The sequence below is a fragment of the Bradyrhizobium huanghuaihaiense genome (assembly GCF_025200885.1).
In the GTDB taxonomy this organism is placed as follows: Bacteria; Pseudomonadota; Alphaproteobacteria; order Rhizobiales; family Xanthobacteraceae; genus Bradyrhizobium; species Bradyrhizobium huanghuaihaiense.
This window is the reverse complement of the sequence record NZ_CP104172.1, coordinates 3,302,785-3,324,297: the sequence shown is the minus strand read 5'-3', so window position 1 is coordinate 3,324,297 and position 21,513 is coordinate 3,302,785. Positions and strand designations below refer to the sequence as shown.

At 65.5% G+C, this 21,513-nt stretch carries 16 protein-coding genes; 2 read left to right on the top strand and 14 right to left on the bottom strand.

All coding sequences use genetic code 11. From position 1 onward, the window contains the following. Positions 1-236: 236 nt before the first annotated feature. The 8 genes from N2603_RS15670 to N2603_RS15635 all read right to left on the bottom strand — a co-directional run bounded on the left by N2603_RS15670 (position 237) and on the right by N2603_RS15635 (position 11,298). On the bottom strand, positions 237-686 hold the full coding sequence (locus tag N2603_RS15670; protein ID WP_260389524.1) for a cytochrome c: 450 nt from the start codon (positions 684-686) through the stop codon (positions 237-239). 128 nt (positions 687-814) lie between these two features. Further along, the gene (locus N2603_RS15665; RefSeq protein ID WP_260389523.1) at positions 815-3,124 is read right to left on the bottom strand and encodes a xanthine dehydrogenase family protein molybdopterin-binding subunit; all 2,310 of its coding nucleotides are present in this window, start codon (positions 3,122-3,124) and stop codon (positions 815-817) included. A 199-nt stretch (positions 3,125-3,323) separates the two neighbouring features. Continuing rightward, entirely contained in the window at positions 3,324-3,599 is a 276-nt protein-coding gene (locus N2603_RS15660) for a DUF1127 domain-containing protein (protein ID WP_260389522.1), read from the bottom strand. A 1,104-nt stretch (positions 3,600-4,703) separates the two neighbouring features. Then, positions 4,704-6,230, bottom strand: coding sequence for a murein biosynthesis integral membrane protein MurJ (gene murJ / locus N2603_RS15655; protein WP_260389521.1), 1,527 nt, complete (start codon positions 6,228-6,230; stop codon positions 4,704-4,706). Between the two features lie 285 nt (positions 6,231-6,515). Further along, a complete protein-coding gene (locus tag N2603_RS15650; protein ID WP_260389520.1) occupies positions 6,516-7,667 on the bottom strand; it encodes a DegT/DnrJ/EryC1/StrS family aminotransferase in 1,152 nt (383 codons plus the stop codon). A gap of 33 nt (positions 7,668-7,700) precedes the next feature. Then, on the bottom strand, positions 7,701-8,705 hold the full coding sequence (locus N2603_RS15645) for a Gfo/Idh/MocA family protein (protein ID WP_260389519.1): 1,005 nt from the start codon (positions 8,703-8,705) through the stop codon (positions 7,701-7,703). Positions 8,706-8,888: 183 nt separating this feature from the next. Next, positions 8,889-10,301 (bottom strand): mannose-1-phosphate guanylyltransferase/mannose-6-phosphate isomerase, encoded by a 1,413-nt coding sequence (locus N2603_RS15640; protein WP_260389518.1) that lies wholly within the window; start codon positions 10,299-10,301, stop codon positions 8,889-8,891. 7 nt (positions 10,302-10,308) lie between these two features. Continuing rightward, on the bottom strand, positions 10,309-11,298 hold the full coding sequence (locus N2603_RS15635; RefSeq protein WP_260389517.1) for an NAD-dependent epimerase: 990 nt from the start codon (positions 11,296-11,298) through the stop codon (positions 10,309-10,311). Positions 11,299-11,532: 234 nt separating this feature from the next. On the opposite strand from N2603_RS15635, the gene N2603_RS15630 reads away from it, so the two are divergent. Both N2603_RS15630 and N2603_RS15625 read left to right on the top strand, forming a co-directional pair. Continuing rightward, positions 11,533-12,492: a lysylphosphatidylglycerol synthase transmembrane domain-containing protein gene (locus N2603_RS15630; protein ID WP_018642919.1), complete on the top strand. Its 960-nt coding sequence runs from the start codon at positions 11,533-11,535 to the stop codon at positions 12,490-12,492. After that, entirely contained in the window at positions 12,489-13,508 is a 1,020-nt protein-coding gene (locus N2603_RS15625; RefSeq protein WP_260389516.1) for an MraY family glycosyltransferase, read from the top strand. Before N2603_RS15630 ends, N2603_RS15625 begins: the two co-directional genes overlap by 4 nt. Here N2603_RS15625 and N2603_RS15620 read toward each other — a convergent pair. From N2603_RS15620 to rfaD, 6 genes are all read right to left on the bottom strand, one after another. Next, positions 13,496-14,443: an NAD-dependent epimerase/dehydratase family protein gene (locus N2603_RS15620; protein ID WP_260389515.1), complete on the bottom strand. Its 948-nt coding sequence runs from the start codon at positions 14,441-14,443 to the stop codon at positions 13,496-13,498. The genes N2603_RS15625 and N2603_RS15620 overlap by 13 nt on opposite strands. Further along, positions 14,440-15,672, bottom strand: coding sequence for a glycosyltransferase family 4 protein (locus N2603_RS15615; RefSeq protein ID WP_260389514.1), 1,233 nt, complete (start codon positions 15,670-15,672; stop codon positions 14,440-14,442). Before N2603_RS15615 ends, N2603_RS15620 begins: the two co-directional genes overlap by 4 nt. 2 nt (positions 15,673-15,674) lie before the next feature. Then, on the bottom strand, positions 15,675-17,588 hold the full coding sequence (locus N2603_RS15610) for an SDR family NAD(P)-dependent oxidoreductase (protein ID WP_260389513.1): 1,914 nt from the start codon (positions 17,586-17,588) through the stop codon (positions 15,675-15,677). A gap of 84 nt (positions 17,589-17,672) precedes the next feature. Beyond that, a complete protein-coding gene (locus N2603_RS15605) occupies positions 17,673-18,926 on the bottom strand; it encodes an O-antigen ligase family protein (protein WP_260424204.1) in 1,254 nt (417 codons plus the stop codon). Between the two features lie 53 nt (positions 18,927-18,979). Then, the gene (gene rfaE1 / locus N2603_RS15600) at positions 18,980-20,464 is read right to left on the bottom strand and encodes a D-glycero-beta-D-manno-heptose-7-phosphate kinase (protein WP_260389512.1); all 1,485 of its coding nucleotides are present in this window, start codon (positions 20,462-20,464) and stop codon (positions 18,980-18,982) included. A gap of 12 nt (positions 20,465-20,476) precedes the next feature. Continuing rightward, the gene (gene rfaD / locus N2603_RS15595; RefSeq protein ID WP_260389511.1) at positions 20,477-21,457 is read right to left on the bottom strand and encodes an ADP-glyceromanno-heptose 6-epimerase; all 981 of its coding nucleotides are present in this window, start codon (positions 21,455-21,457) and stop codon (positions 20,477-20,479) included. Positions 21,458-21,513: the final 56 nt, after the last annotated feature.

The following is a 21,513-nucleotide window of genomic DNA, read 5'->3' as shown; positions in this document are numbered from 1 at the left end:
GTAGCCCGGATGAGCGAAGCGACATCCGGGACAGACTATCAGCTAGGCTCCCCGGATATCGCTTCGCTCATCCGGGCTACGAGACTGGACGTTGACGCAACAAAAAAGCGGCTGCTTTCGCAACCGCCTTAGTAGCCCGGATGGAGCGCAGCGCAATCCGGGACAAGTCCATCAAGTCACGCAGGCTTCCCGGATTACGCTGCGCTCCATCCGGGCTACAAACGAACTTCGCCCGGTTATTTCAACTTCAGGCGATAGGTCTCGTGACAATCGGTGCAGCGGTCGTTGATCGCGGTGTAGGCCGCCTTCAGGCTCGCGACGTCGGTGATCTTGCCCTTGACGTCGGCGATCGCCTTCTGCACCGGCGGGATCTTGGAGTCGAAATCGGCCTTGTTCTGCCAGACCTTCGGCGAAGCGCCATAGGTCGCGTTGACGACATCCTGCTTCGGATTGACCTCGAAGGTCTTGGCGATCTTGGCAACATCGGCCTCGATGTTGGCGATGGCCTGATCGGCGGCCTTCTTGTCGAAGGGGATATCGCCCTTCGTCATCTTCTGGATGACGCCATACTGGTTCTTGGCGATCGAGCGCATCAGATTGTCCTGCTGGACGGCAATCTCCTGTTGCGCCATGACGGCGCCCGCGCCCAGCAGGAGGGCGCCCGCGACAATCATCGTCCGTTTCATTGGTCCGTTTCTCCGGCTCTCGAGACGTTCAGGGAATGAGACTTCACCGGCTTCACGGGAAGCCGGGACCCCATCATGGGTAGAACCCCGCGCGGCGCGTTTATTCCCGGGCGCACGGAGATCGGGTTTTAGAGGCTGTGGCGGCGATGGTGCTCGTTGATGGCGATCCACACCCGCTCCGGCGTTGCCGGCATGTCGATGTGGTCGATCTTGTACTCGCGCCAGAGTGCGTCGACGATGGCATTCACGATGGCCGGGCAGGAGCCGATCGCGCCGGCCTCGCCCGCCCCCTTCACCCCCAGCGGATTGGTCTTGCAGGGGATGTTGTGGGTCTCGAACACGAAGGCCGGACCGTCCGCCGCCCGCGGCAGCGCGTAGTCCATGTAGGTGGCGGTGATTAGCTGGCCATCGGTGGCGCCATAGACCACCTGCTCCATCAGCGCCTGGCCGATGCCCTGCATGGCGCCGCCATGGACCTGGCCGGCCAGCAGCAGCGGATTGAGCGTCTTGCCGAAATCGTCGACGATCACGTAGTTGACGATCTTGATGATGCCGGTGGCCGGGTCGATCTCGACCTCCGCCAGATGCGTGCCGTTCGGATAGGTGCCGTCGGCACTGGCGAAGGTCGCGCTGCCCTTCAGCTTCGACGGATCGACGCCGGGCCGCTTGGCGAGATCGGCAAAGGAGATCGAGCGGTCGGTGCCGGCAATGCGCACGATGCCATCGGTGATCTCGAGATCGCCGGCGCTGGCTTCGAGTGCCTGCGCCGCGATCTCTTTCAGCCTCGAGCCGAGCTCGCGCGTGGCACGCTCGACGCTGACGCCGCCCGAGGGAATCGAGGCCGAGCCGCCGGTGCCGAGGCCCGTCGCGATCTCGTCGGTGTCGCCCTGGCGGACGTTGACGCGCTCGGGCGCGAGGCCGAACTGCTCGGCGACGATCTGCGCATAGGCGGTCTGGTGGCCCTGCCCGCTCGACTGTGTGCCGATCAGGACGGTGACGTCGCCATTGGGATCGAGCCGGACATTGGCCGTCTCCTCACCCATCACACCGCAGATCTCGACATAGCTCGCGAGCCCGATGCCGCGGATCAGGCCGCCCTTCTTGGCCGCCTTGGCGCGCTTGGGAAATTCCTTCCATTCCGCGATCTCCATCGCGCGCTTGAGATGCGCGGCAAAGTCGCCGGAATCGTAGACCTTGCCGGTGGCGGTCTTGTAGGGCAGCGCCTTCGGCTGGATGAAGTTCTTGCGGCGGATGGCGTCCGGAGTCATGTCGAGCTTTCGCGCGCAGGCATCGACCAGGCGCTCGATCACATAGGCGGCCTCGGGACGACCCGCGCCGCGATAGGCATCGACTGGCACGCTATGGGTGAAGATGGTGCGCACCCGGCAGTGGAAGGCCTGGATGTCGTAGAGGCCAGGCAGCATGCCGGCACCGCCATGCGGGATGTAGGGCCCGAAGGTCGACAGATACGCGCCCATGTCGCCCATCAGGTCGCAGTCCATCGCGAGGAACTTGCCGTCTTCAGTCAGCGCCATCTTCGCGGTGGTCACGTTGTCGCGGCCCTGCGCATCACCCATGAAATGCTCGGAGCGGTCGGCCGCCCACTTCACCGCCTTCTTCAGCTTGCGCGCCGCGACCGCCATCAAGGCGTATTCGCGGTACGGAAACAATTTTGTGCCGAAGCCGCCGCCGACGTCGGGGCAGATCACCCGCATCTTGTCGGTGGAGATGTTGAGCACGTTCTGGCAAAGGATATCGCGCAGGCGGTGGCTGCCCTGGCTGCCGACCGTCAGCGTCAGATGGTCGCGCTTGGCGTCGTATTCGCACACCGCCGCACGCGTCTCCATGAAGCTCGCAACCACGCGCGGATTGACGATGGAGATTTCGGCCACCGCATGCGCCTTGGCAAAGGCGGCTTCCGTCGCCGCCTTGTCGCCGATCGAGACGTCGAACAGCACGTTGCCGGCCTTGTCCGGCCAGACCTGCGGCGCGCCGTTCTTCACGGCGTTGACGACGCCGGTCACCGCCGGCAGCGGCGACCATTTGACCTCGATCGCCTCGATCGCGTCGCGAGCCTGGTCGATGGTCTCGGCGACGACGAAGGCGATGGAATCGCCAACATGACGCACTTCGTCCTTGGCGAGGATCGGGTAAGGCGGGCCGGTGAACGGATCGGTCTCGAGGTTGAACAGGCACGGCAGATTGCCGAGATCCTTGACGTCATCCGCGGTCAGGATCAGCGCGACGCCGGGCAGGCCGCGGGCGCGGCTCGCATCGATGGTGTATTTGGCATGCGCATGCGGCGAGCGCAGCATCAAGCAGCGGAGCGCGGCCTGCGGCGCATAATCGTCGGTATAGCGGCCCTTGCCGCGGATGAGCGCGTCATCCTCCTTGCGCAGCACGCTTTGGCCAACGCCGAACTTGATGGGAGCCGCCATTGTCTTGACCCGTCCTATGGTTGTTTTGCCGGCATATTGCCGTGGAAAAAGTGGCAAGGCAAATGGGTTTGGTCAGGCGCATGGGTCGCGGGCGGGGAAAGCGCCGCGCCCCCGTCACCATGCCGTCTAGATTGCGCCGCGAAACAAGACCTCATCCTGACGAGCCCGCCAAAAAGAAGACGCCGCCCACCTGAGGAAGTTACATCCCACTGCGCCTCCACAGATCCGCCGCGCGATCTCGCAGCCTTTCGATAGCACGCTCAGGCGCGATGCGGTCGATCTCGCCACGCGTCAGGCCGATGTCCATCAGCTCCCTGTCGCTCAGGTCCTGCAAGGTGGCTCGTGACCGCTGGCGCCAGCCCTGAAACGCGCGCCAGTATCGCCCGAGCAGGTTCAAGGCGATGGAGAAGTCGAGGCGAAGCCGCGCGGCATCGCCCTCCGTCTCGGAGGTGATGTTCGTCTGTTGGGGTGGCATCGGATGCTCCTGCTGTTGTGCCGGCAGGGAGCGTGACCAATGAAAAGGCCCCGTCCGATGCCGGCGGGGCCCTTGTGAAAAGATGTCGTCGTCGAATTCCTAGCGCGCGACTCCTTCCACGGCCCAGCCGAAGCGGGTCATGTTCGAGAGGTTGACTTTGCGCACCGATTTAATCATGGGACGTTACTACCACGGCAATCGCATAAAATCAAGGGATGTGTGGAGGCTGACTGCATCCTGGAGGCGAGTCCTCCGCTCCGGCGGATTCGTCCATTCAACGCGACGGTTCATGCCCTACGCGACGGGCATTCCAATGCCGCCGCCACCCTTATGGGGACGCTCGAAAAAGCCGGACGGCGCGGATGGGATCAAGTCGACGCAGGCGCTCGAGCAACTGTGGACCAGGAGGGGAACGTCATCCGTGCCAACCCGCTGCGTTGTCCAGAAAAGCTCAGGGGTTCTCTCCCCGAACGGCTGATCGCAAACGCTGCAGGTCATAGGACGTAGCGCCTCGATCGGACGTGAAAGTCGTGGGAATGGCAGCCTCGTCTTCCTATTTCCATAGAGCGCGCGCGTGCTCATCCTGCTGACGCTCAGGTTTGCGCATCGTGTGACTTCGTAAGGCAGCCAATGCAGCGAATAAGACGTGTAGATGTCCAGATCTCGGAGCGACGTCATTCGTCCGATGTCTGGGGGAAGTCTTCGCAGGTGGCTACCATAAAGGCGTATTCCCACCACATGCGCCAGAGACCCCACTTGAGACGGGAGCGTGATGACGCGCATCCAGTCTTCCCACGGAATTTGCGCCGATGGCTCGAGAATCGAAGCAGCCGTTCGTGCAAGCTGATCGATCAAATTAGTGACCTGCCCCCAGCCCGCTACGCTCCGATCCTGGGCCTCCGCATGAATGTTCGGAACAAGGGGCGCCCCCTTCTTTGACCTCACCGCCAAGCAAGCGCAGTGGTCGCGCCGCGTCATACGTCCGATCGCGGCCTCTGTGGCAGAATCAATCAAAAAAACGCGCGAGGAAACATCCTTATCGCTGGACATGCTTCTATCCTAAGGGTCGGTAGAGCGGGCTTGACGAACTCTTTTGATACGCGCCTAGCCGCGCACCAGCGAGACCAGCCACTTGCGTCCGAACAGCACGAGGATCGCGAGCGCGTAGACGATCGTGCCGCCGACGGCGAGCAAGGCCAGCGTCACTTCATCCCGAAAATGCATCGGACCCAGCATGGAATTGCTGAAACGCGCAATCAACCAGAACGCCGCAGCCAGAATGACTCCGGTCAGCAGGAATTTGCCGATCGACATCAACCAGGCGCGGTCCAGCACGAGAAAACCCCGCCGCACCGCGAAGAACAGCACCAGCAAGAGATTGGTCCAGACGCCGACGGCGGTCGCCAGCGCGAGGCCGATCTGGGCCAGCGATCCCATCAAGGCGACCTTCAGCGCGACGTTGACGGCGATGCCGGTCAGCGACGCCCGGACCGGCGTTGCCGTGTCCTTGCGGGCATAGAAGGTCGCGACCGCGCTGCGGATCAGCACGAAGGGGATGAGGCCGATGGCATAGGCTGCGAGCGTCGCGCCGGCGGCTGCGGCATCGGCCTTCGAGAACGCGCCGCGGGCGAACAGCGCGCGCATGATCGCGTCGGGCACGGTGAGGAAGGCCGCGACGAACGGCACCGAGAACAGCAGCGTGAAATCGAAGGCGCGGCGCTGCGCCTTCATCGCGCCGTCATGGTCGTTCGCCGTGATCCGCCGCGACATCTCCGGCAGCAGCACCGTGCCGATGGCGATGCCGATGACGCCGATCGGGAGCTGGTTGAGACGGTCGGCATAGTAGAGCGCCGACAGCGCGCCGGCAGGCAGGAAGGTCGCGATGATGGTGTCGGCGAACAGCGCGACCTGCGTGCCCATCGAGCCCAGCGTCGCAGGTCCCAGCGCCCTGAAGAAGCCGCGGACGTCCTCGTCGAGCTTCAAGGGCGCAAAGCGCGGCAGGCCGCCATGGCGGGCGAGATCGCCCGCCAGCAGGAAATATTGCAGGAAGCCCGAGATCAGGACGCCCCAGGCCGCGGCATGGCCCGCGGTCGGAAACCAGACGGCAACCGCCAGCGTCATCATCATCGCGACGTTGAGGAAGATCGAGGCCGCCGCGGCGCTGGCAAAGCGCTGCATCACGTTGAGCATGCCGCCATAGAGCGTCACCAGCGTGATCAGCAGCAGATAGGGAAAGGTGATCCGGGTCAGCTCGATCGCGAGCTTGCGCTGCTCGGCGTCTTCACTGAAGCCCGGCGCCAAAATGCTCATGGCCTGCGGCATGAACAGCCAGGCGACGATCAGCAGCACCACCTGCGAGGCCAGGAGCAGCGTGAAGATGCGGTTCGCGAACAGTTTTGCCGCCGCCTCCCCCTTCTCGCCATGGACATGCGCATAGGCCGGCACCCAGGCGGCGTTGAAGGCGCCCTCGGCGAAGATCGCACGGAAGTGATTGGGCAGTCGCAGCGCCACGAAAAAGGCGTCGGCCACCGGGCCGGCGCCCAGGATCGCCGCGAGCATGATGTCGCGGGCAAACCCCGTCAGCCGCGACAGCAGCGTGTAACCACCGACCGTGAAGATGCGTCCGAGCATCGTTCCCTTCTAAAGCGTTATCAGTCGGCCGATAAGACTTTGAAGGATAATGGATCAAAAAAGACTTTTGCTTACAACGCAGGTTCTACAAACAGTCGTCCCGGCGAAGGCCAGGACCCATACTCCCGGCTGATAGTGCTGAAGCACGCCGGGGCTACCAGCGTGGTCGCACAACAAAACCCTGTGGTTATGGGTCCCGGCCCCCGTGCGCAATTGCGCACTAGGCCGGGACGTCGATGAAGGCGAGCATCTCGCGGGCCGGGCCGTGAGACACTCCTCCCAAATTCAGCCCGCGAGCGCGCCTTGCACGGCGGCGATGATTCGCTCCTGGTCGGCTTCGGTCAGGTAGGCGTGCATCGGCAGGCTGATGACGTCCTGCGACAAGCTCTCGCAACCCGGCAGGCCGCCTTCGGCGACCGGATACTGCTTGTAGGCGGTCTGCTGGTGCATCGACTTGCCGTAATAGATCGCGGTCGGCACGCCCTGGGCCTTCAGGGCGGCGGCAAAGCCGTCGCGATCGGTACCCTCAGGAAGACGGATCGTGTACTGCGCCCAGACCGAGGTATTGCCGGGCGCGAGGCGCGGCACGGTGACGACATTCGACAGGCCGCGCGCGTAGCGCTCGGCGACCTTGTTGCGGGCGGCGATCTCGTCGTCAAAGATCTTCAGCTTCTCGATCAGGACCGCAGCCTGCATGGTGTCGAGACGGCCGGTCAGGCCGAGGCGGACGTTGTCGTATTTGTCGACGCCCTGCCCGTGCACGCGGATGCTGCGCAGCGTCGCCGCGAGCTCGTCGTCATCGGTGAAGATCGCGCCGCCGTCACCGAAGCAGCCGAGCGGCTTGGCCGGGAAGAAGCTGGTGGCCGTGGCGTGTGCCAGCGTGCCGAGCTTGCGGCCCTTGTAGCTCGCGCCAAAGCCTTGCGCGGCGTCGTCGAGCACGAACAGGCCTTCGGCCCTGGCGATCTCGGCAATGGCGTCATGATCGGCGGGCTGACCGAACAGGTCGACCGGAATGACCGCGACCGGCTTGAGGCCGGACTTGCGGGCGATCGCGATGCCGCGCTTGAGCGACTCCGGGCTCATGTTGAAGGTCGTCTCGTCGACGTCGACATAAACAGGCGTCGCACCGGTCCGCGCCACCGGCGATGCCGTCGCGATGAAGGTGAAGGACGGACAAAACACGGCATCGCCGGGCCCGACATTCTTCGCCATCATCACCATCAGGATCGCGTCGGTGCCGCTGGCGCAGCCGATCACGTGCTTGGCGCCTGAGTAGGCCGCCAGCTCCTTCTCGAGCTCGAAGACTTCGGGTCCGTTGACGAACTGGCAATGGTCCATCACGCGCTTGACGGCGGCGTCGAGCGAAGCGCCGAGCCGGCGGCGCTGCGAGGCGACGTCGATGAAGGGAATGGGTTCGGAACGCAGATGCTGGTTCATGACGCCTTCTTGAGTAGTCGACATGGAAAGGGATCAGCCGGCGACGCGGCGCGGCTCCTTGCGGGCGGGCGCCGTCGCGGCGGGACGCGAGGGCGTCTCCAGGCACTGCGTCGCAATCTCGAGGCTGGCAACGCCCTCATCGCCCGTGACCGCCGGCGTCTCGCCATGGCGCACGGCTTTGAGGAACGCGATCAGCTCGGCGCGCAGCGGCTCGTCATGGCCGACCGGCAGATGCCGCATCGAATAGCTGCCGTCCGGCTTGAAGCCGAAGCATTCGGTGACCTGGCGCGTGAGCAGATCGCCCATCACGTATTTGCCGCGGGTCGCGACCGTGACGCTGCGCGCCTTGAACGGCGTCAGCCAGTTGGTGTTGATGTGGGCGAGCACGCCATTGGCGGTGCGGAACTGGAGCAGCGCGATGTCCTCGCGCTCGGCGACCGCGCTCGACAATTGCGGCTGCACCTCGACGATGTCGGATTCGGTGAACCAGCGGATCAGGTCGATGTCGTGCACGGCAAGGTCGATGACGACGCCGACATTGGACATGCGCGGCGGGAACGGGCCAACGCGCGTGATCGCGATGGAGAGAATGTCTTCGCCCGCAATCGCCTGCTTGACCGCGGCAACCGCCGGATTGAAACGCTCGACATGGCCGACCATCAGCGTGACGCCGGCCTTTTGCGCGGCGGCGACGATCTCGCGGCCCTCTTCGACCGTGGAGGCGATCGGCTTCTCGACCAGGACATGGATGTTCTTGGCGATGCAGGCGAGCGCGACCTCGTGATGCAGATGGGTGGGCGCCGCGATGGTGACGGCATCGACGCCAGCGGCGAAGAGCTGGTCGAGCGTCTCGAAGCCCTGGCAGCCCGCAAGCTCGGTGGTGCGCGTCAGATGCGCCGGTGACGGATCGACGACGCCGACGAGGCTGACGCCGGGCAGGCCGCTAAGCACGCGCGCATGGTTGCTGCCCATGACGCCCGCGCCAATCACGCCGACGCGCAAGCCGGCCTTTGCCGGTTGTGACCCTTTGGAACTCATCTGAGCAAACCCCGATTCAACGCAAATCCCCGGGCTGCTTCTAGCACGGGTGCCACATTTGTGGCGAATGCCGGCCTGATTGACCGGACACGATTTGATTCAAAAAGTTACACGTTCCCCGGGCCTTAGCCGCTGAAAGAGGCCGTTACTCCGGCCCGGGTCGCGTGATTCGGAGCCTGCTGGTTACGACCTTTGATAGTCGTCTTCAATCCGGATGATGTCGTCTTCCCCGAGATAGGAGCCGGTCTGGACCTCGATCAGCTCCAGCATGATTTTACCGGGGTTTTCAAGGCGATGGACGGCGCCCATGGGGATGTAGATCGACTCGTTCTCATGCACCGTCTTCACGGTCTCGTTGACGGTGACGCGGGCCGCGCCGCGGACCACGATCCAGTGCTCGGCGCGATGATGGTGCTTCTGCAGCGACAAACGCCCGCCCGGCTTCACCACGATGCGCTTGACCTGGTGGCGCTCGCCGTTGTCGACGGACTGGTAGCTGCCCCAGGGCCGGTGCACCTTCAGATGCTCCTCGGTGACCTTCGGTGCGACCGCCTTGAGCTTGGTGACGAGACGCTTCAGGCCGTTGGCATCCTTCTGGCGCGAGACCAGCACTGCGTCCGCAGTCGCGACCACGACGAGGTCGTCGACGCCTTCGAGCGCGACCAGCGCCTGGTCGGTGGTGACGTTGCAGTTGCGCGAGTCTTCGAACACCGCGGTGCCGTGCGCCGCGTTGCCCTGCGCGTCCTTCTCGGACAGCTCCCACACCGCATGCCAGGAGCCGACATCGGACCAGCCGCAGGACACCGGCACGACGGCGGCGCGCGAGGTCTTCTCCATCACGGCATAGTCGATCGAGATCGCCTTGGCCACGCCGAACGCCTCGGGCTCGAGCGTGACGAAGCCGAGATCGCGGCCGGCATTGTTGACCGCGTTGGAGACCGCCTCGACGCTTGCCGCATCGACCTTGCGGTATTCGTCGAGCAGGACGCTCGCCGGGAACATGAAGTTGCCGCTGTTCCAGAGATAGCCCGAATTGACGTAGTCGGCCGCCTTCACGGCGTCGGGCTTCTCGACGAAGCGCGCGACCGCGTGAACCTCTCCGGAGATCACGTCGCCTGGACAGATATAGCCGTATTCGGTCGCGGGCCGCTCCGGCTTGACGCCGAAGGTGACGATGCGCCCGGCGCTCGCGGCGGTGAGGCCTTCGCGGCACGCCGCGACGAAGGCGGCATTGTCCTGCACGACGTGATCGGCGGCGAGCGCGAGCACGATCGCTTCACTGGCGCGGTTCTGCGCGAACACGGCGCCGGCTGCGATCGCGGGGCCGGAGTCGCGCCGCATCGGCTCGAGGATCACGTCGGCCTCGATGCCGATCTCGGCGAGCTGCTCCAGCACCATGAAGCGATAGGCCGCATTGGTGATGACGATCGGGCGATCGAACAGCGATGCATCCGAGACGCGTAGCAGCGTGTCCTGGAAGGTCGAGCGGGTGCCGAACAGCGGCAGGAACTGCTTCGGGCGCACCTCGCGCGAGGCGGGCCACAGCCGCGTGCCGGCGCCGCCGCACATGATCAGGGGGATAATGCGTTTGTCCATCGTCATCTCAAACCTTGAAGTAGTCCCGATACCAGGTGACAAAATTACGGACCCCCTGCGCGATCGGCGTTGACGGCGCAAAGCCGGTGTCGCGCATCAGGTCCTCGACATCCGCGAACGTTTCCAAGACGTCTCCCGGCTGCATCGGCAGCAATTCTTTGATCGCCGTCCGACCCAGCTCCTGCTCCAGGAGTCCGACGACATGCATCAGCTCCTCGGGGTGGTGGTTGCCGACATTGTAGACCTTAGACGGCGCATTTGCGGCAGCCGGATCATCCGCAGGCACCCGATCGATCAGCTTGGACACGACACGGGTGACGTCGTCAATATAGGTGAAGTCGCGGCGCATCCTGCCATGGTTAAAGAGCCGGATCGGCCGGCCCTCCATGATGGCGTTCACAAACAGAAACATGGCCATATCCGGCCGTCCCCACGGGCCGTAGATGGTGAAGAAGCGCAAGGCGGTGACCGGCAGCCGGTAGAGATGGCTGTAGGACTGCGCCATCACCTCGTTGGCCTTCTTGGTCGCAGCGTAGAGGCTCACCGGATGGTCGGTGCGGTCCTTGACCGCAAATGGCAGTTTCGTGTTGGCGCCGTAAACGGAGGATGACGAGGCGTAGACGAGATGGCGACAGCCATTGTGACGGCAGCCCTCCAGCACGTTGAGAAAGCCCTGCAGATTGGAATCGGCGTAAGCCTGCGGCTGCTCGATCGAGTAGCGCACGCCGGCCTGGGCGGCCATGTGCACGACATGTGTGAATCGGTGGCGCGCAAACAGCGCGGCGACGGCCTCGCGGTCGGCGAGATCGGCCTTGACGAAGGCGAAGCGGGAATCGCGGCAGAGCAGTTCCAGGCGCGCCTGTTTCAGTGCCGGGTCATAATAGCTGTTGAGATTGTCGAGCCCGACGACCGGCCGGCCTTCGGCCAGAAGCTGCCGGGCGAGGTGAAAGCCGATGAATCCGGCGGCACCCGTGACCAAAATCGCCTGATCCGTCATCCTGTTCCCAGGGGACCCGATCCCCGGCCTTTCTGCGCCTCTTTAGCCGCCGTATCGAGGGGGTCGCAAGTGTCGCCGTCCGGCCCGTCATAACGGCCGTTCATGACCGCCGCTTATGAACGCTCCTAATCACCGCTATTGCAAGATCGGCGCCAAGACCATACCAAAGCGGCCGAATTCGGCGCCTCGCGTCGGGTTGCCACAATCTTCGCAAACCCTGTTCATGCGGGCGAGATGCGCCGAATCCTGCTTTCTGCGGCCAAGATCCTGATTTCCGCGGCGCTGCTCTACCTGGCGCTGCGCAAGGTCGATCTGTCCGAACTGTTTTCGCGTTTCACCGTGACCAGCCTGTTCTGGATCGGCCTCGCGATCGCGATCACGTTCCTGCAGATCTTCGTCGGCGTGCTGCGCTGGCGCGAGATCAGCGCCGCATGCGGTGCGCCGCTCGAGCTCGCCCGCGCGATGCGCTACAACGTGATCGGCTCGTTCTTCAACCAGACCCTGCCCTCCGCGATCGGCGGCGATGCGGTCCGCCTGTGGCTGGTCGCGCGCGCCGGTGCCGGCTGGCGCGCGGCGACCTACTCGATCTTCGTCGACCGCGCGATCGGCCTGATCGCGCTCGCGATCCTCATCGTCGCGAGCCTGCCCTGGAGCTACGCCCTCATCACCGATCCGCACGGGCGCTCGGCGCTGCTGCTGGTCGACCTCGCCGCGCTCGCGGGTGGTCTCGGCTTCCTGGTCTTCGGCGCGCTGAAATGGCGCTGGCTGAAGACCTGGTGGGCCACGCACCACATTCACGCCTGCGCCGTGATTGCGAACCGCGTGATCTTCAGCCGCACGCGCGGACCGATCGTCTCGATTCTCTCGCTCGCCGTACATGTGCTCACAGTCGTCATCGCCTGGTGCGTCGTGCAGTCGATTGCCGCTCCCGTCGGCTTCAACGACGTGTTCCAGCTCGTGCCGCCGGTGATGCTGATCACGATGATGCCGATCTCGATCGCGGGCTGGGGCGTGCGCGAGGCCACCATGGGCCTCGCCTTCGGCTTCGCGGGACTTGCCGCCAACGAGGGCGTCAACATCTCGCTGCTGTTCGGCGCGGTGTACTTCATCGTCGGCGCGGTCGGTGGCCTCGTCTGGATCCTGAGCGCGGAGAAAGCCGCGCAAGGCTCGGCGCCGATCGGAGTGCCGGAGTGAACCTGGCCACCGAAGCCGTTGCCGCCGTGCCCGCGCTGCTTGCCCTGGCGATTGCCGCGCTGATATCGGCCGTCGTCACCTGGACCAGCCGCCCCCTGCTCCAGCGCTACGCGCTGGCGCGGCCGAATGCGCGGTCCTCCCATCGTGTCCCGACGCCCCAGGGTGCCGGCATCGCGGTGATATCGGCGACGCTGCTGGTGGCAGCCGTATGGGCGGCTTGGGCGAACGTCGCGATCCCGCCGGCGCTGGTCATTGCGACAATCGCGATCGCGCTGGTCGGATTTGCCGACGACATCGTCTCGCTGCCGGTGACCGTGCGGCTCGTGCTGCAGGCAGCCACCGTCGGCGCCGTCGTGTTCACCGCGCCCGAGACGGCGCGCATCGTGCCTGCGATGCCTCTTGCACTGGAGCGCGGACTCATCCTGCTCGCCGGCGTCTGGTTCGTGAACCTCGTCAACTTCATGGACGGGCTCGACCTGATGACGGTGGCGGAAGTGGTGCCGGTCACCGCGGCCCTGCTGCTGCTCGGATGGCTCGGCGAGCTCTCAAGGCCTGCAACGCTGATTGCCACCACGCTGTGCGGCGCCATGCTCGGCTTTGCGCCCTTCAACAAGCCGGTCGCAAAAGTGTTCTTGGGCGATGTCGGCAGCCTGCCGATCGGCCTCCTGCTCGGCTGGTGCCTGCTCGAGCTCGCCTGGCACGGGCAAGCGGCTGCGGCGCTGCTGCTGCCGGCCTATTACCTCGCCGATGCCACCATCACGCTGTTTCGGCGCATCGCGCGCCGCGAGCAGTTCTGGTCGGCGCACCGTTCGCATTTCTATCAGCGCGCGACCGACAACGGCTTTTCGGTGTCCCGGGTGACCGGCGAAGTCTTCCTGCTCAACCTCGTGCTCGCGGGGCTGGCGATCCTCGCCGTTCGCGCCGCGACGATGGCGGTCACGCTGCCCGCGCTGCTCGCCGGCGCGATCACGGTCGGCTTCGTGCTGCGGCGCTTCTCCCGCCCTCAAGGCTCCTGAGCCGACAGCGCAAGCCGCAGGCCCTCGTCGAGCGAGACCTCCGGCTGCCAGCCGGTCGCGAGCGCCTTGGAGACGTCGAGCTCGAGCGAGCCGATCAGGCTGTCATGCGTATCCTGCCGTCCCATCACGTTGAGGAGCATGCCGAGCAGGTCCGGCGGCATGCGGAACAGACGCGGGATCTTGCCGGAAGCCCGGCCCAGGCGCTCGATGAATTCGGGCGTCGAGACCTGTTCCCTGTCGGCCACCAGGAAGATCTCGAAATTGCTGGCGGGGTCGTGATGGGCGAGCCGGCGCAGGATGAACGAGGACAGGTTCTGCACGGCAAGGAAGGCGCGGTGATTGCGGATCGCGGCAAAGGGCAGCGGCAGTCCCAGGCTGACCGCACGCGTCAGCAGCGCGAAATTGCCCTTGGCGCCGGCACCATAGACCAGCGGCGGCCTGATCACCGAGATCTTCATGGCGCCGTCGCGCGCCAGCGTCCGGAGGCCCGCCTCGGCCGCGGCCTTGGACATGCCGTAGAGGCCGCGCGGCGTCAGGATGTCGTCCTCGCTGAAGGGGGCACGGCCGTCGTTGCTGCGACCGTGCACGAGCACGGTGCTGACGAAGATGAACTGGCGCACGCCGGCCGTCGCCGCCGAGCGCGCCAGATGCAGCGTGCCGGCGATGTTGACATTGCGGTAGAGCTGAACGGCGTGCTCCTCGTGCTTGTGATGCACGCGCGCGGCGAGATGGACCACGGCGTCGACGCCTTCGAGCGCCGCCTGCCAGTTGGTGTCGGGACCGATCGTCTCGATCACGACCTCGTCCTCGGCGCCTTCGGAGCTGCGCACCGCGCGGCGCACCGACCAGCCGGCGCGCGCGAGCGCGGGCACGACATGACGGCCGACAAAGCCGCTCGCTCCCGTCACCAGCACGACCGGTTTGCTCTCGCTCATGGCGGCTCCGAAAGGTCCGGGTTGCGCAACAATTCGTCGACCAGAGCGGCATAGGCGTTCATCGCGGTGACGCGATCGAACCTCGCCGCCGCCTTCACCGCACGCTCCGCCATGGCAGCATCGTCGGAACGGGAGGCCGCGCGGATTGCGTCTGCAAGCTGATCGGCCCGGCCCGGCGTCACGACCCAGCCGAGCCCGTTCTCCACCACCGTCAACGCGGCCTCGGCCTCCGGCTCCGAGACCAGTGCCACGGGACGGCCGACCGCCAACAGATTGTAGAACCGGCTCGGCACCGACACCCCCGCAACGTCCTTCCGGTATGGAATGATCCAGAGATTGGCCGATGTCAGAAACGCCTCGAGCTCGGCGTCTTCGACCCGTGCCACGAAGGACACGTTGGGCAGGTTTGCTTCCGCCTGCAACTGCTTCAGCCGCGCGAAGCCGATGCCCCAGCCGGACAGCAGGAAATGGATGTCCGGCTCGTCCTTGAGCAGGCGCGCCGCCTCGAACACGATCTCCGGATCATGGGTGAAGCCGAGATTGCCCGACAGGCCGACGACGAAACGGGCGGGAATCGCTTTGCGGAACGGATTGTCCTGCGACAGCGGACGCGGCCCGGGCACCAGCGTCGCCCAGTTCGGGATGAAGCGGATCTTGTTCCGCCTCATGCCGGAATAGGTCAAGAGCGGCCGCTCGGCATCGCGGCCGATGGTGATGACGGCGTTGAGCGCACGGAACATCAGGCTGTTGGCGAAGCGCATCGTCCGCGTCACGATCGAGCCCGGCTTCAGCAGGCCCGCCATCACCAGCACGTCGGGAAAGAGGTCGTGCATGATCAGCGCGGAGCGCGCGCCCTTGAGCCTTGCCGCGGCGGCGACGGCATAGGGCAGCATGAACGGCGCCGTGACGGTGAGCACGACGTCACCTGCCTTAAGCTCCCGCATCAAGGAAAAGAATGTGCGCACCACGAACAGCAGTTCGGACACCCCGCGCCGCACCAGCGCCGCCTTGCCCGCCATCCGGTTCTTGATCGCGACGACGCGCGGCTTTCCGGGACCGGTCTGCGAGGCTGGCAGTGCGCCTGGCGAGCCCGACAGCACGACAACCTCGTGACCGGCCGCGATCCGGCAGGCGATCTCCGCCATGATCGCCGCGGTCGTGCTCGGATCCGGCGGATAATGCTGGCTCGCGACGACGATCTTGCCAGCGATCTTGCCTTGGGGCTGCATGATCAGGCCGCGGTCGACCCGAATTCCGGGACCGCATCCTTCAGGATCGTCCTGATCGTGGCCCGATCGTCGCGGGCGATCGCCTGCTCAAGTGCTGTGATCCATTTGCGCAGCGTCTGCATCGGCGGCTCGTTGGGCTGCGCCGCCATGATGCCGGCGACGCCGATCTCGCGGGTCGGCTCCTCGGAGGCGAACAGGATCTCGTGCAGCCGCTCGCCCGGCCGCATGCCGGTGAACACGATCTCGATGTCGTAGCCCGGCTGCAGGCCGGAAAGGCGGATCATGCGCTCGGCGAGATCGACGATCTTCACCGGCTGGCCCATGTTGAGGACGTAGACCGAGACATCGGGACGCTGCGTTCCGAGCGCATGCGTTGCCGCCGTGATGACGAGGTCGCAGGCCTCGCGGATGGTCATGAAGTAGCGGACCATATCGGGATGAGTGACCGTCACCGGTCCGCCGGCCTCGATCTGGGCCTTGAATTTCGGCACCACCGAGCCGTTCGAGGCCAGCACGTTGCCGAACCGGACCGAGATCAGCCGCATCGGTGGCCTGGCGTTGCTGCTGCCTGCGGCAAGATCGTGGTCGAGCGCCTGGCAGTACATCTCGGCGAAGCGCTTGGTGAGGCCGAGCATCGACACCGGCTCGATCGCCTTGTCGGTCGAGATCATCACCATGCCCTCAGCGCCGGCGGCGTGCGCGGCGTCGGCAACGTTGATCGAGCCGAAGATGTTGGTCTTGACCCCCTCGCTCCAGTCGCGCTCGAGGATCGGCACGTGCTTCAGCGCCGCGGCGTGGAACACGATGTCAGGCTTGAACTCGGCCATCAGGCGCATGATGCGCTCGCGGTCGCGGATGTCTGCGATCCGCCCTTCGATCGCGGCGGTCGCGCCATGCGCGGCGAGCGCCTCCGTGACCGCGTAGAGCGCCGGCTCGGAATTTTCCACGATCAGCAGGCGCGCGGCGCCGAAGGCGACGACGCGCTCGCAGATCTCGGAACCGATCGAGCCGCCGCCGCCGGTGACAATCACCGCCTTGCCCCTGATCAGGGCTTCGAGGCGCGCATAGTCGATCTTCTCGCTCGGCCGCAGCAGGAGGTCCTCGACCGCGACGGCCGTGAGGCGCGGCGTATCGCCGCTCTCCAGCGAAGGCATGCGGTTGACGATCACACCCAGCTTGCGCGCCCGCATCAGGATCGATTCCGGATGCGCCTCCGGCTCGAACGCCGACGGTGTCATCACCAGACGCGCGATCGGCTTGTTGCGCTTGGCGAAGTCGGCGATGACGTCCTCGACGTCGTCGATGCCGCCGAGCACCGGCACGTTGCGGATCAGCTGGCCGCGATCCGAGCTCGACGGCGACAACACGCCGACCGGCCAGATCCGCTTGATCGCCCCGCTCTCGATCCCGCGCAGCAGCACCTCGGCATCCGCGGCGCGGCCGATCAGCAGCGTCGGCGCCGCATCGTCGGTGCGGGCATGACGCCGCACCCGCGTGTAGCGGAAATAGCGATAGGTCATGCGCAGCGCGCTGAGGAACGAGATCTCGAGAAACCAGTAGAGGACGATCGTCACCTTGCCGAGGAAGAAGGCGCCGCGGACATTGGGGGCGACGAAGACGTAGTCCAGCACGAGCAGGGCCACCGTCAGCACACTCGCGACGCGGATGATGTTCAGCGCGTCCGGCAGCGAGATGAAGCGCCATTTCGTCGTCGTCAGGTTGAAGACGAAGAATACGACCACGCTGAAGGCGAGGAAGTAGGGCAGGATCTGGAACAGCAGCGGCAGGCGGTCGTAGAAGCCTTCGCCGCCCTCGAAACGCAGGTAGAACGCGGCGAACAGCGCCGCCGTAGTCGCCAGCAGGTCGTGGAGCGCGATCAGAAAATTGCGCAAGGTGAGATGCGAAAGACGCGTCATCCGCCGACCGATGAATATCCCGTTGGGTGCAACCTGACCGCGCTGATAGCCCATCTTAACGGGACTTGCCAGCCGCGCGGCCGCTCAGGAACCGGCTTCCCCCATCTTCGCCTCGGCCTGTTGTGCCCGGATCACCATGCCGCCGGCAACGCCGACGCCGATGACATACATCCAGCCCTCGTGAAAATCGAACAGATGGGAGTTGAGCAGCGAGGTGAAGACGTTCTGCACCACGACCAGCAGGCCGACCCAGCTGGCGAGGCTATCGCCTCGAAACAAGCGCAGATGAAGGATCCAGATCGCGTAGAGAATGGCGATGCCGATGATGCCCCATTGCACGGCGACGTTCAGCGTCTGGTTATGCGGATTGCCGATCACCTCGGCGGACGCCTGGTACTGGACCCCGGGCGTCGCAGCCCGCTCGAACAATCCGCGCGTCGAACCCGTTCCGTGCCCCTTGATCGGCGCCTCCGCGAAGAAGCCGAGCGATTTCCGCCAGAACTCGAGCCGCAGGCCCGCCGAGGTCGGCTCGCCCTTCTCCACATAGCGCGTGTAGTCGCTGGCAAAGGTGTCGGCGGTCCTGCGCAATTGCGGCGAGGCCTGCCAGGCGAGAAACGCCCCGGCGACCAGAGCGGCCGAGATGATCGCGATGCTGCGCCAGCTCAAATGCAGCAGCGCGAACACACCGAACATGATCGGAACGGTGACGAGCGCGGTGCGCGACACCACCACGAAAGCCATGTTGACGAAGAAGCTCAGTGCCAGCGCGGTGAGCAGCCCTGCGAGCCAGTAGCGCTTCTCGCGCAGCAGCATCACGACCGGATAGGCGAGCGCGACCGCGCACAGTGCGAATTCCTGGCTCTGGTCGATATAGTTCTTGACGAAGATGCCGCGCTCGGGCGGATCGGTCTTGAGCGCGAGGTTCGGGTAGAAGGCGACCAGCCAGGACATCACCGACAGCAGCCCGCAGGACACCAGGAAGGCGACGAAGATCCAGCGTCCGCGCGACGAACGCTCGAAATGGTAGAGCAGGACCGGCAGCACGAGCAGCTTGACGGTCGGATTGACGGCATAGAAGCGCGCGCCCCAGGCCGCATCCGACCACAGCGTTCCGACCAGCGCGAGCACCACCAGCGCGATCGGCGCAATGCAGATCGGCCGCTTCAGCGATTGCAGGAAGGCGCGGACGTCGAGGAACGGCACCATGCAGAGGAGCATCAGGGCGTTGAAGATCCCCGCCAGCGACGTCGACCAGGGCAGCGAGGCCGCGGTCAGGATGGCAAACAGGTCGACGGTCTCGCTCCAGGCTGCCGGGCTGCGCAAGCGGCGCGACAGCATCTGGCCCGCCGTCTCCCGGGCCAGCGTCGTCGCCTGGCCTGTCACTTGAGCGGTCACTTGGCCCCTCCCCGCGCGCGATGCACCAGCGCCGTCGTGCTGAAACCCTGGAGGATGTCGACCAGCACGACCACGCCGCCCGCGGCCTCGACCACCTCGTGGCCGACCACCTGCTCGCGGGTGTAGTCGCCGCCCTTCACCAGAGCGCTCGGCTTGATCCGGGTGATCAGCTCGATCGGCGTGTCCTCCTCGAAGATGACGACGAGATCGACCGCTTCGAGTGCGGCGAGCACCTCGGCGCGCGCGCGCTCGTCCTGGACCGGGCGATCGGCGCCCTTCAGCCGTCGCACCGAGGCGTCGCTGTTGAGGCCGACGATCAGGCGGTCGCAGGCGGCACGCGCCGCGGTCAGCACCTTGACGTGACCGGGATGCAGGATGTCGAAACAGCCGTTGGTGAAGCCGACGCGGAGGTCCTGCCGGCGCCATTCGGCGAGCTGCGCGTCGAGCGTATCAGGCTCGAGCACGATCTTCTCCTCGGCCGCGAGATAAGCGTGCGGCAATATCTTGCGCCGCAGCTCGGCCGCGCTGGCGCTGGCAGTGCCCTGCTTGCCGACGGCGACGGCGGCGGCGGCGTTGGCCACGCGCAGCGCCGTGTCCCAGTCCGCGCCCGCCGCGAGCGAGACCGCAAGCGCGGCGGCGACGGTGTCACCCGCGCCGGAGACGTCGCGCACCTTCACTGGAACGGCAGGAACGTGGACGAACCCGCCGCCACGCGGCACCAGCGTCATGCCATGCTCGCCCTGCGTGACCAGGATCGCCTCGCAATCGGCGAGCCGCATCACGTCCTCGCTGGCATCGACGATGCTTTGCGGGGTGTCGGCGCGGCTGCGGGTGGCTTCCGCAAACTCCTTGCGATTGGGCGTGAGCAGCGTCGCGCCGCGATAGATCGCCCAGTTCAGGCTCTTGGGATCGACGATCACGGACTTGCCGAGCTTTCGCGCGGCATCGATGGTGTGGCGGATCACGCGCGCGGTCAGTACGCCCTTGGCGTAGTCGGACAGCAGCACGATGTCGGCGCGCGCGATCTGCGGCAGGATCGCCTCGATCAGCTCGGTCTCGACCGCGTCGGAGGCCGCGACCGCCTGCTCCCAGTCCGCGCGCAGCATGTGGGTGGAAAAATGCTCGGAGACGAAGCGGACTTTTCGCGTGGTCGGTCGCGACGGATCGCACACCAGCACGCTCTCGATGCCGGCATGTTCGGCCAGCGCCGATGCGAGCCGCTTGCCCGCATCGTCATCGCCAACGAGGCCGACGAAAATGCAGCGCGCGCCGAGCGAAGCGATATTGCGTGCGACATTGCCGGCGCCGCCGATATGGATCTCGTTGCGCTGGGCGGCGATGACCGGCGTCGGCGCTTCCGGCGAGATCCGCGACACCTCACCATAGACGAACTCGTCCAGCATGATGTCACCGATGCAGAGCACCGTGCGGGCTGAGATCGTTTGCGCAAGCGCGTCGAAATCGAGAATGGGCGTCGCCATGATCAAAAAGCCTCAGCGGAAACGGTCGGGCCGGTCGAGATAGTCCCCGACATAGGCTTTCACCGCGTCCTCGAGTGTCGTGAAGCCGCCGTTATAGCCGGCGCGGCAGAGGCGATCGACCTCGCTCTGGGTGAAGTACTGATAAGCGCCGCGGATGTTCTCGGGCATGTCGATGTATTCGATGTTGGGCCTGGTACCGAGCGCGGCATAGGCGGCCAGCATCAGATCCTTGAAGCTGCGCGCCTTGCCGGTTCCGACATTGAAGAGCCCGGAGACGGAGGGCGTGGCCAGCAGCCACATGATGACGCGCACGACGTCGTCGACATAGATGAAATCGCGGCGCTGATCGCCGTCGGCGATGCCCTCGCGATGCGACTTGAACAGCTGCACGACGCGGCCCGCCTTGACGTCGTCGAAGCGGCGCGCCAGCACGCTCATCATCGAGCCCTTGTGGTACTCGTTCGGGCCGAACACGTTGAAGAATTTCAAGCCCACGCATTGCGGCGGGAGCGGATCGCCGTTCGCCACGCGCCCGGCGACCGCGAGGTCGAACATGTGCTTGCTCCAGCCGTAGAGATTCATCGGCCGCAGTTTTTTCAGGGCCGGCAGCGAGGCGTCGTCGCCAAAGCCGGCCTCGCCGTCGCCATAGGTCGCTGCCGAGGAGGCGTAGATGAACGGCACGGCGCCCGCCGTGCACCAGTCCAGCAGGCGCATCGACATCCGGAAATTGGTCTCGAACACGTGGTCGCCGTCGGTCGCGGTGGTCGCGGAGATTGCCCCGAGATGGATCACGGCATCGAGCTTGCGGCCCTTCAGCCAGTCGAGCAGCTCGGCCGGCGGGACGATATCCACAAGCTGGCGCTTGGCCAGGTTCCGCCACTTGCCGTCATTGCCGAGCAGGTCGCATACAACGACGTCGCTGCGGCCGGCGTCATTCAGCGCAGCCACGACATTCGATCCGATAAAACCGGCCCCGCCGGTCACCAGCAACATTCCACCTACCTGCCCGATTTTCTTAAGGTCCGATCCTGCCGTAGCGCATCATCCGC

What these genes read in the sequence shown, in the direction of transcription:
- N2603_RS15605 (WP_260424204.1), bottom strand. Translation starts at nt 18,926, where the DNA reads ATGCTGTCGCGCCGCTTGCGCAGCCCGGCAGCCTGGAGCGAGACCGTC.
- rfaD (WP_260389511.1), bottom strand. Translation starts at nt 21,457, where the DNA reads ATGTTGCTGGTGACCGGCGGGGCCGGTTTTATCGGATCGAATGTCGTG.
- N2603_RS15670 (WP_260389524.1), bottom strand. Translation starts at nt 686, where the DNA reads ATGAAACGGACGATGATTGTCGCGGGCGCCCTCCTGCTGGGCGCGGGC.
- N2603_RS15610 (WP_260389513.1), bottom strand. Translation starts at nt 17,588, where the DNA reads ATGACGCGTCTTTCGCATCTCACCTTGCGCAATTTTCTGATCGCGCTC.
- N2603_RS15650 (WP_260389520.1), bottom strand. Translation starts at nt 7,667, where the DNA reads ATGAACCAGCATCTGCGTTCCGAACCCATTCCCTTCATCGACGTCGCC.
- N2603_RS15665 (WP_260389523.1), bottom strand. Translation starts at nt 3,124, where the DNA reads ATGGCGGCTCCCATCAAGTTCGGCGTTGGCCAAAGCGTGCTGCGCAAG.
- rfaE1 (WP_260389512.1), bottom strand. Translation starts at nt 20,464, where the DNA reads ATGGCGACGCCCATTCTCGATTTCGACGCGCTTGCGCAAACGATCTCA.
- N2603_RS15635 (WP_260389517.1), bottom strand. Translation starts at nt 11,298, where the DNA reads ATGACGGATCAGGCGATTTTGGTCACGGGTGCCGCCGGATTCATCGGC.
- murJ (WP_260389521.1), bottom strand. Translation starts at nt 6,230, where the DNA reads ATGCTCGGACGCATCTTCACGGTCGGTGGTTACACGCTGCTGTCGCGG.
- N2603_RS15620 (WP_260389515.1), bottom strand. Translation starts at nt 14,443, where the DNA reads ATGAGCGAGAGCAAACCGGTCGTGCTGGTGACGGGAGCGAGCGGCTTT.
- N2603_RS15645 (WP_260389519.1), bottom strand. Translation starts at nt 8,705, where the DNA reads ATGAGTTCCAAAGGGTCACAACCGGCAAAGGCCGGCTTGCGCGTCGGC.
- N2603_RS15615 (WP_260389514.1), bottom strand. Translation starts at nt 15,672, where the DNA reads ATGCAGCCCCAAGGCAAGATCGCTGGCAAGATCGTCGTCGCGAGCCAG.
- N2603_RS15630 (WP_018642919.1), top strand. Translation starts at nt 11,533, where the DNA reads ATGCGCCGAATCCTGCTTTCTGCGGCCAAGATCCTGATTTCCGCGGCG.
- N2603_RS15660 (WP_260389522.1), bottom strand. Translation starts at nt 3,599, where the DNA reads ATGCCACCCCAACAGACGAACATCACCTCCGAGACGGAGGGCGATGCC.
- N2603_RS15640 (WP_260389518.1), bottom strand. Translation starts at nt 10,301, where the DNA reads ATGGACAAACGCATTATCCCCCTGATCATGTGCGGCGGCGCCGGCACG.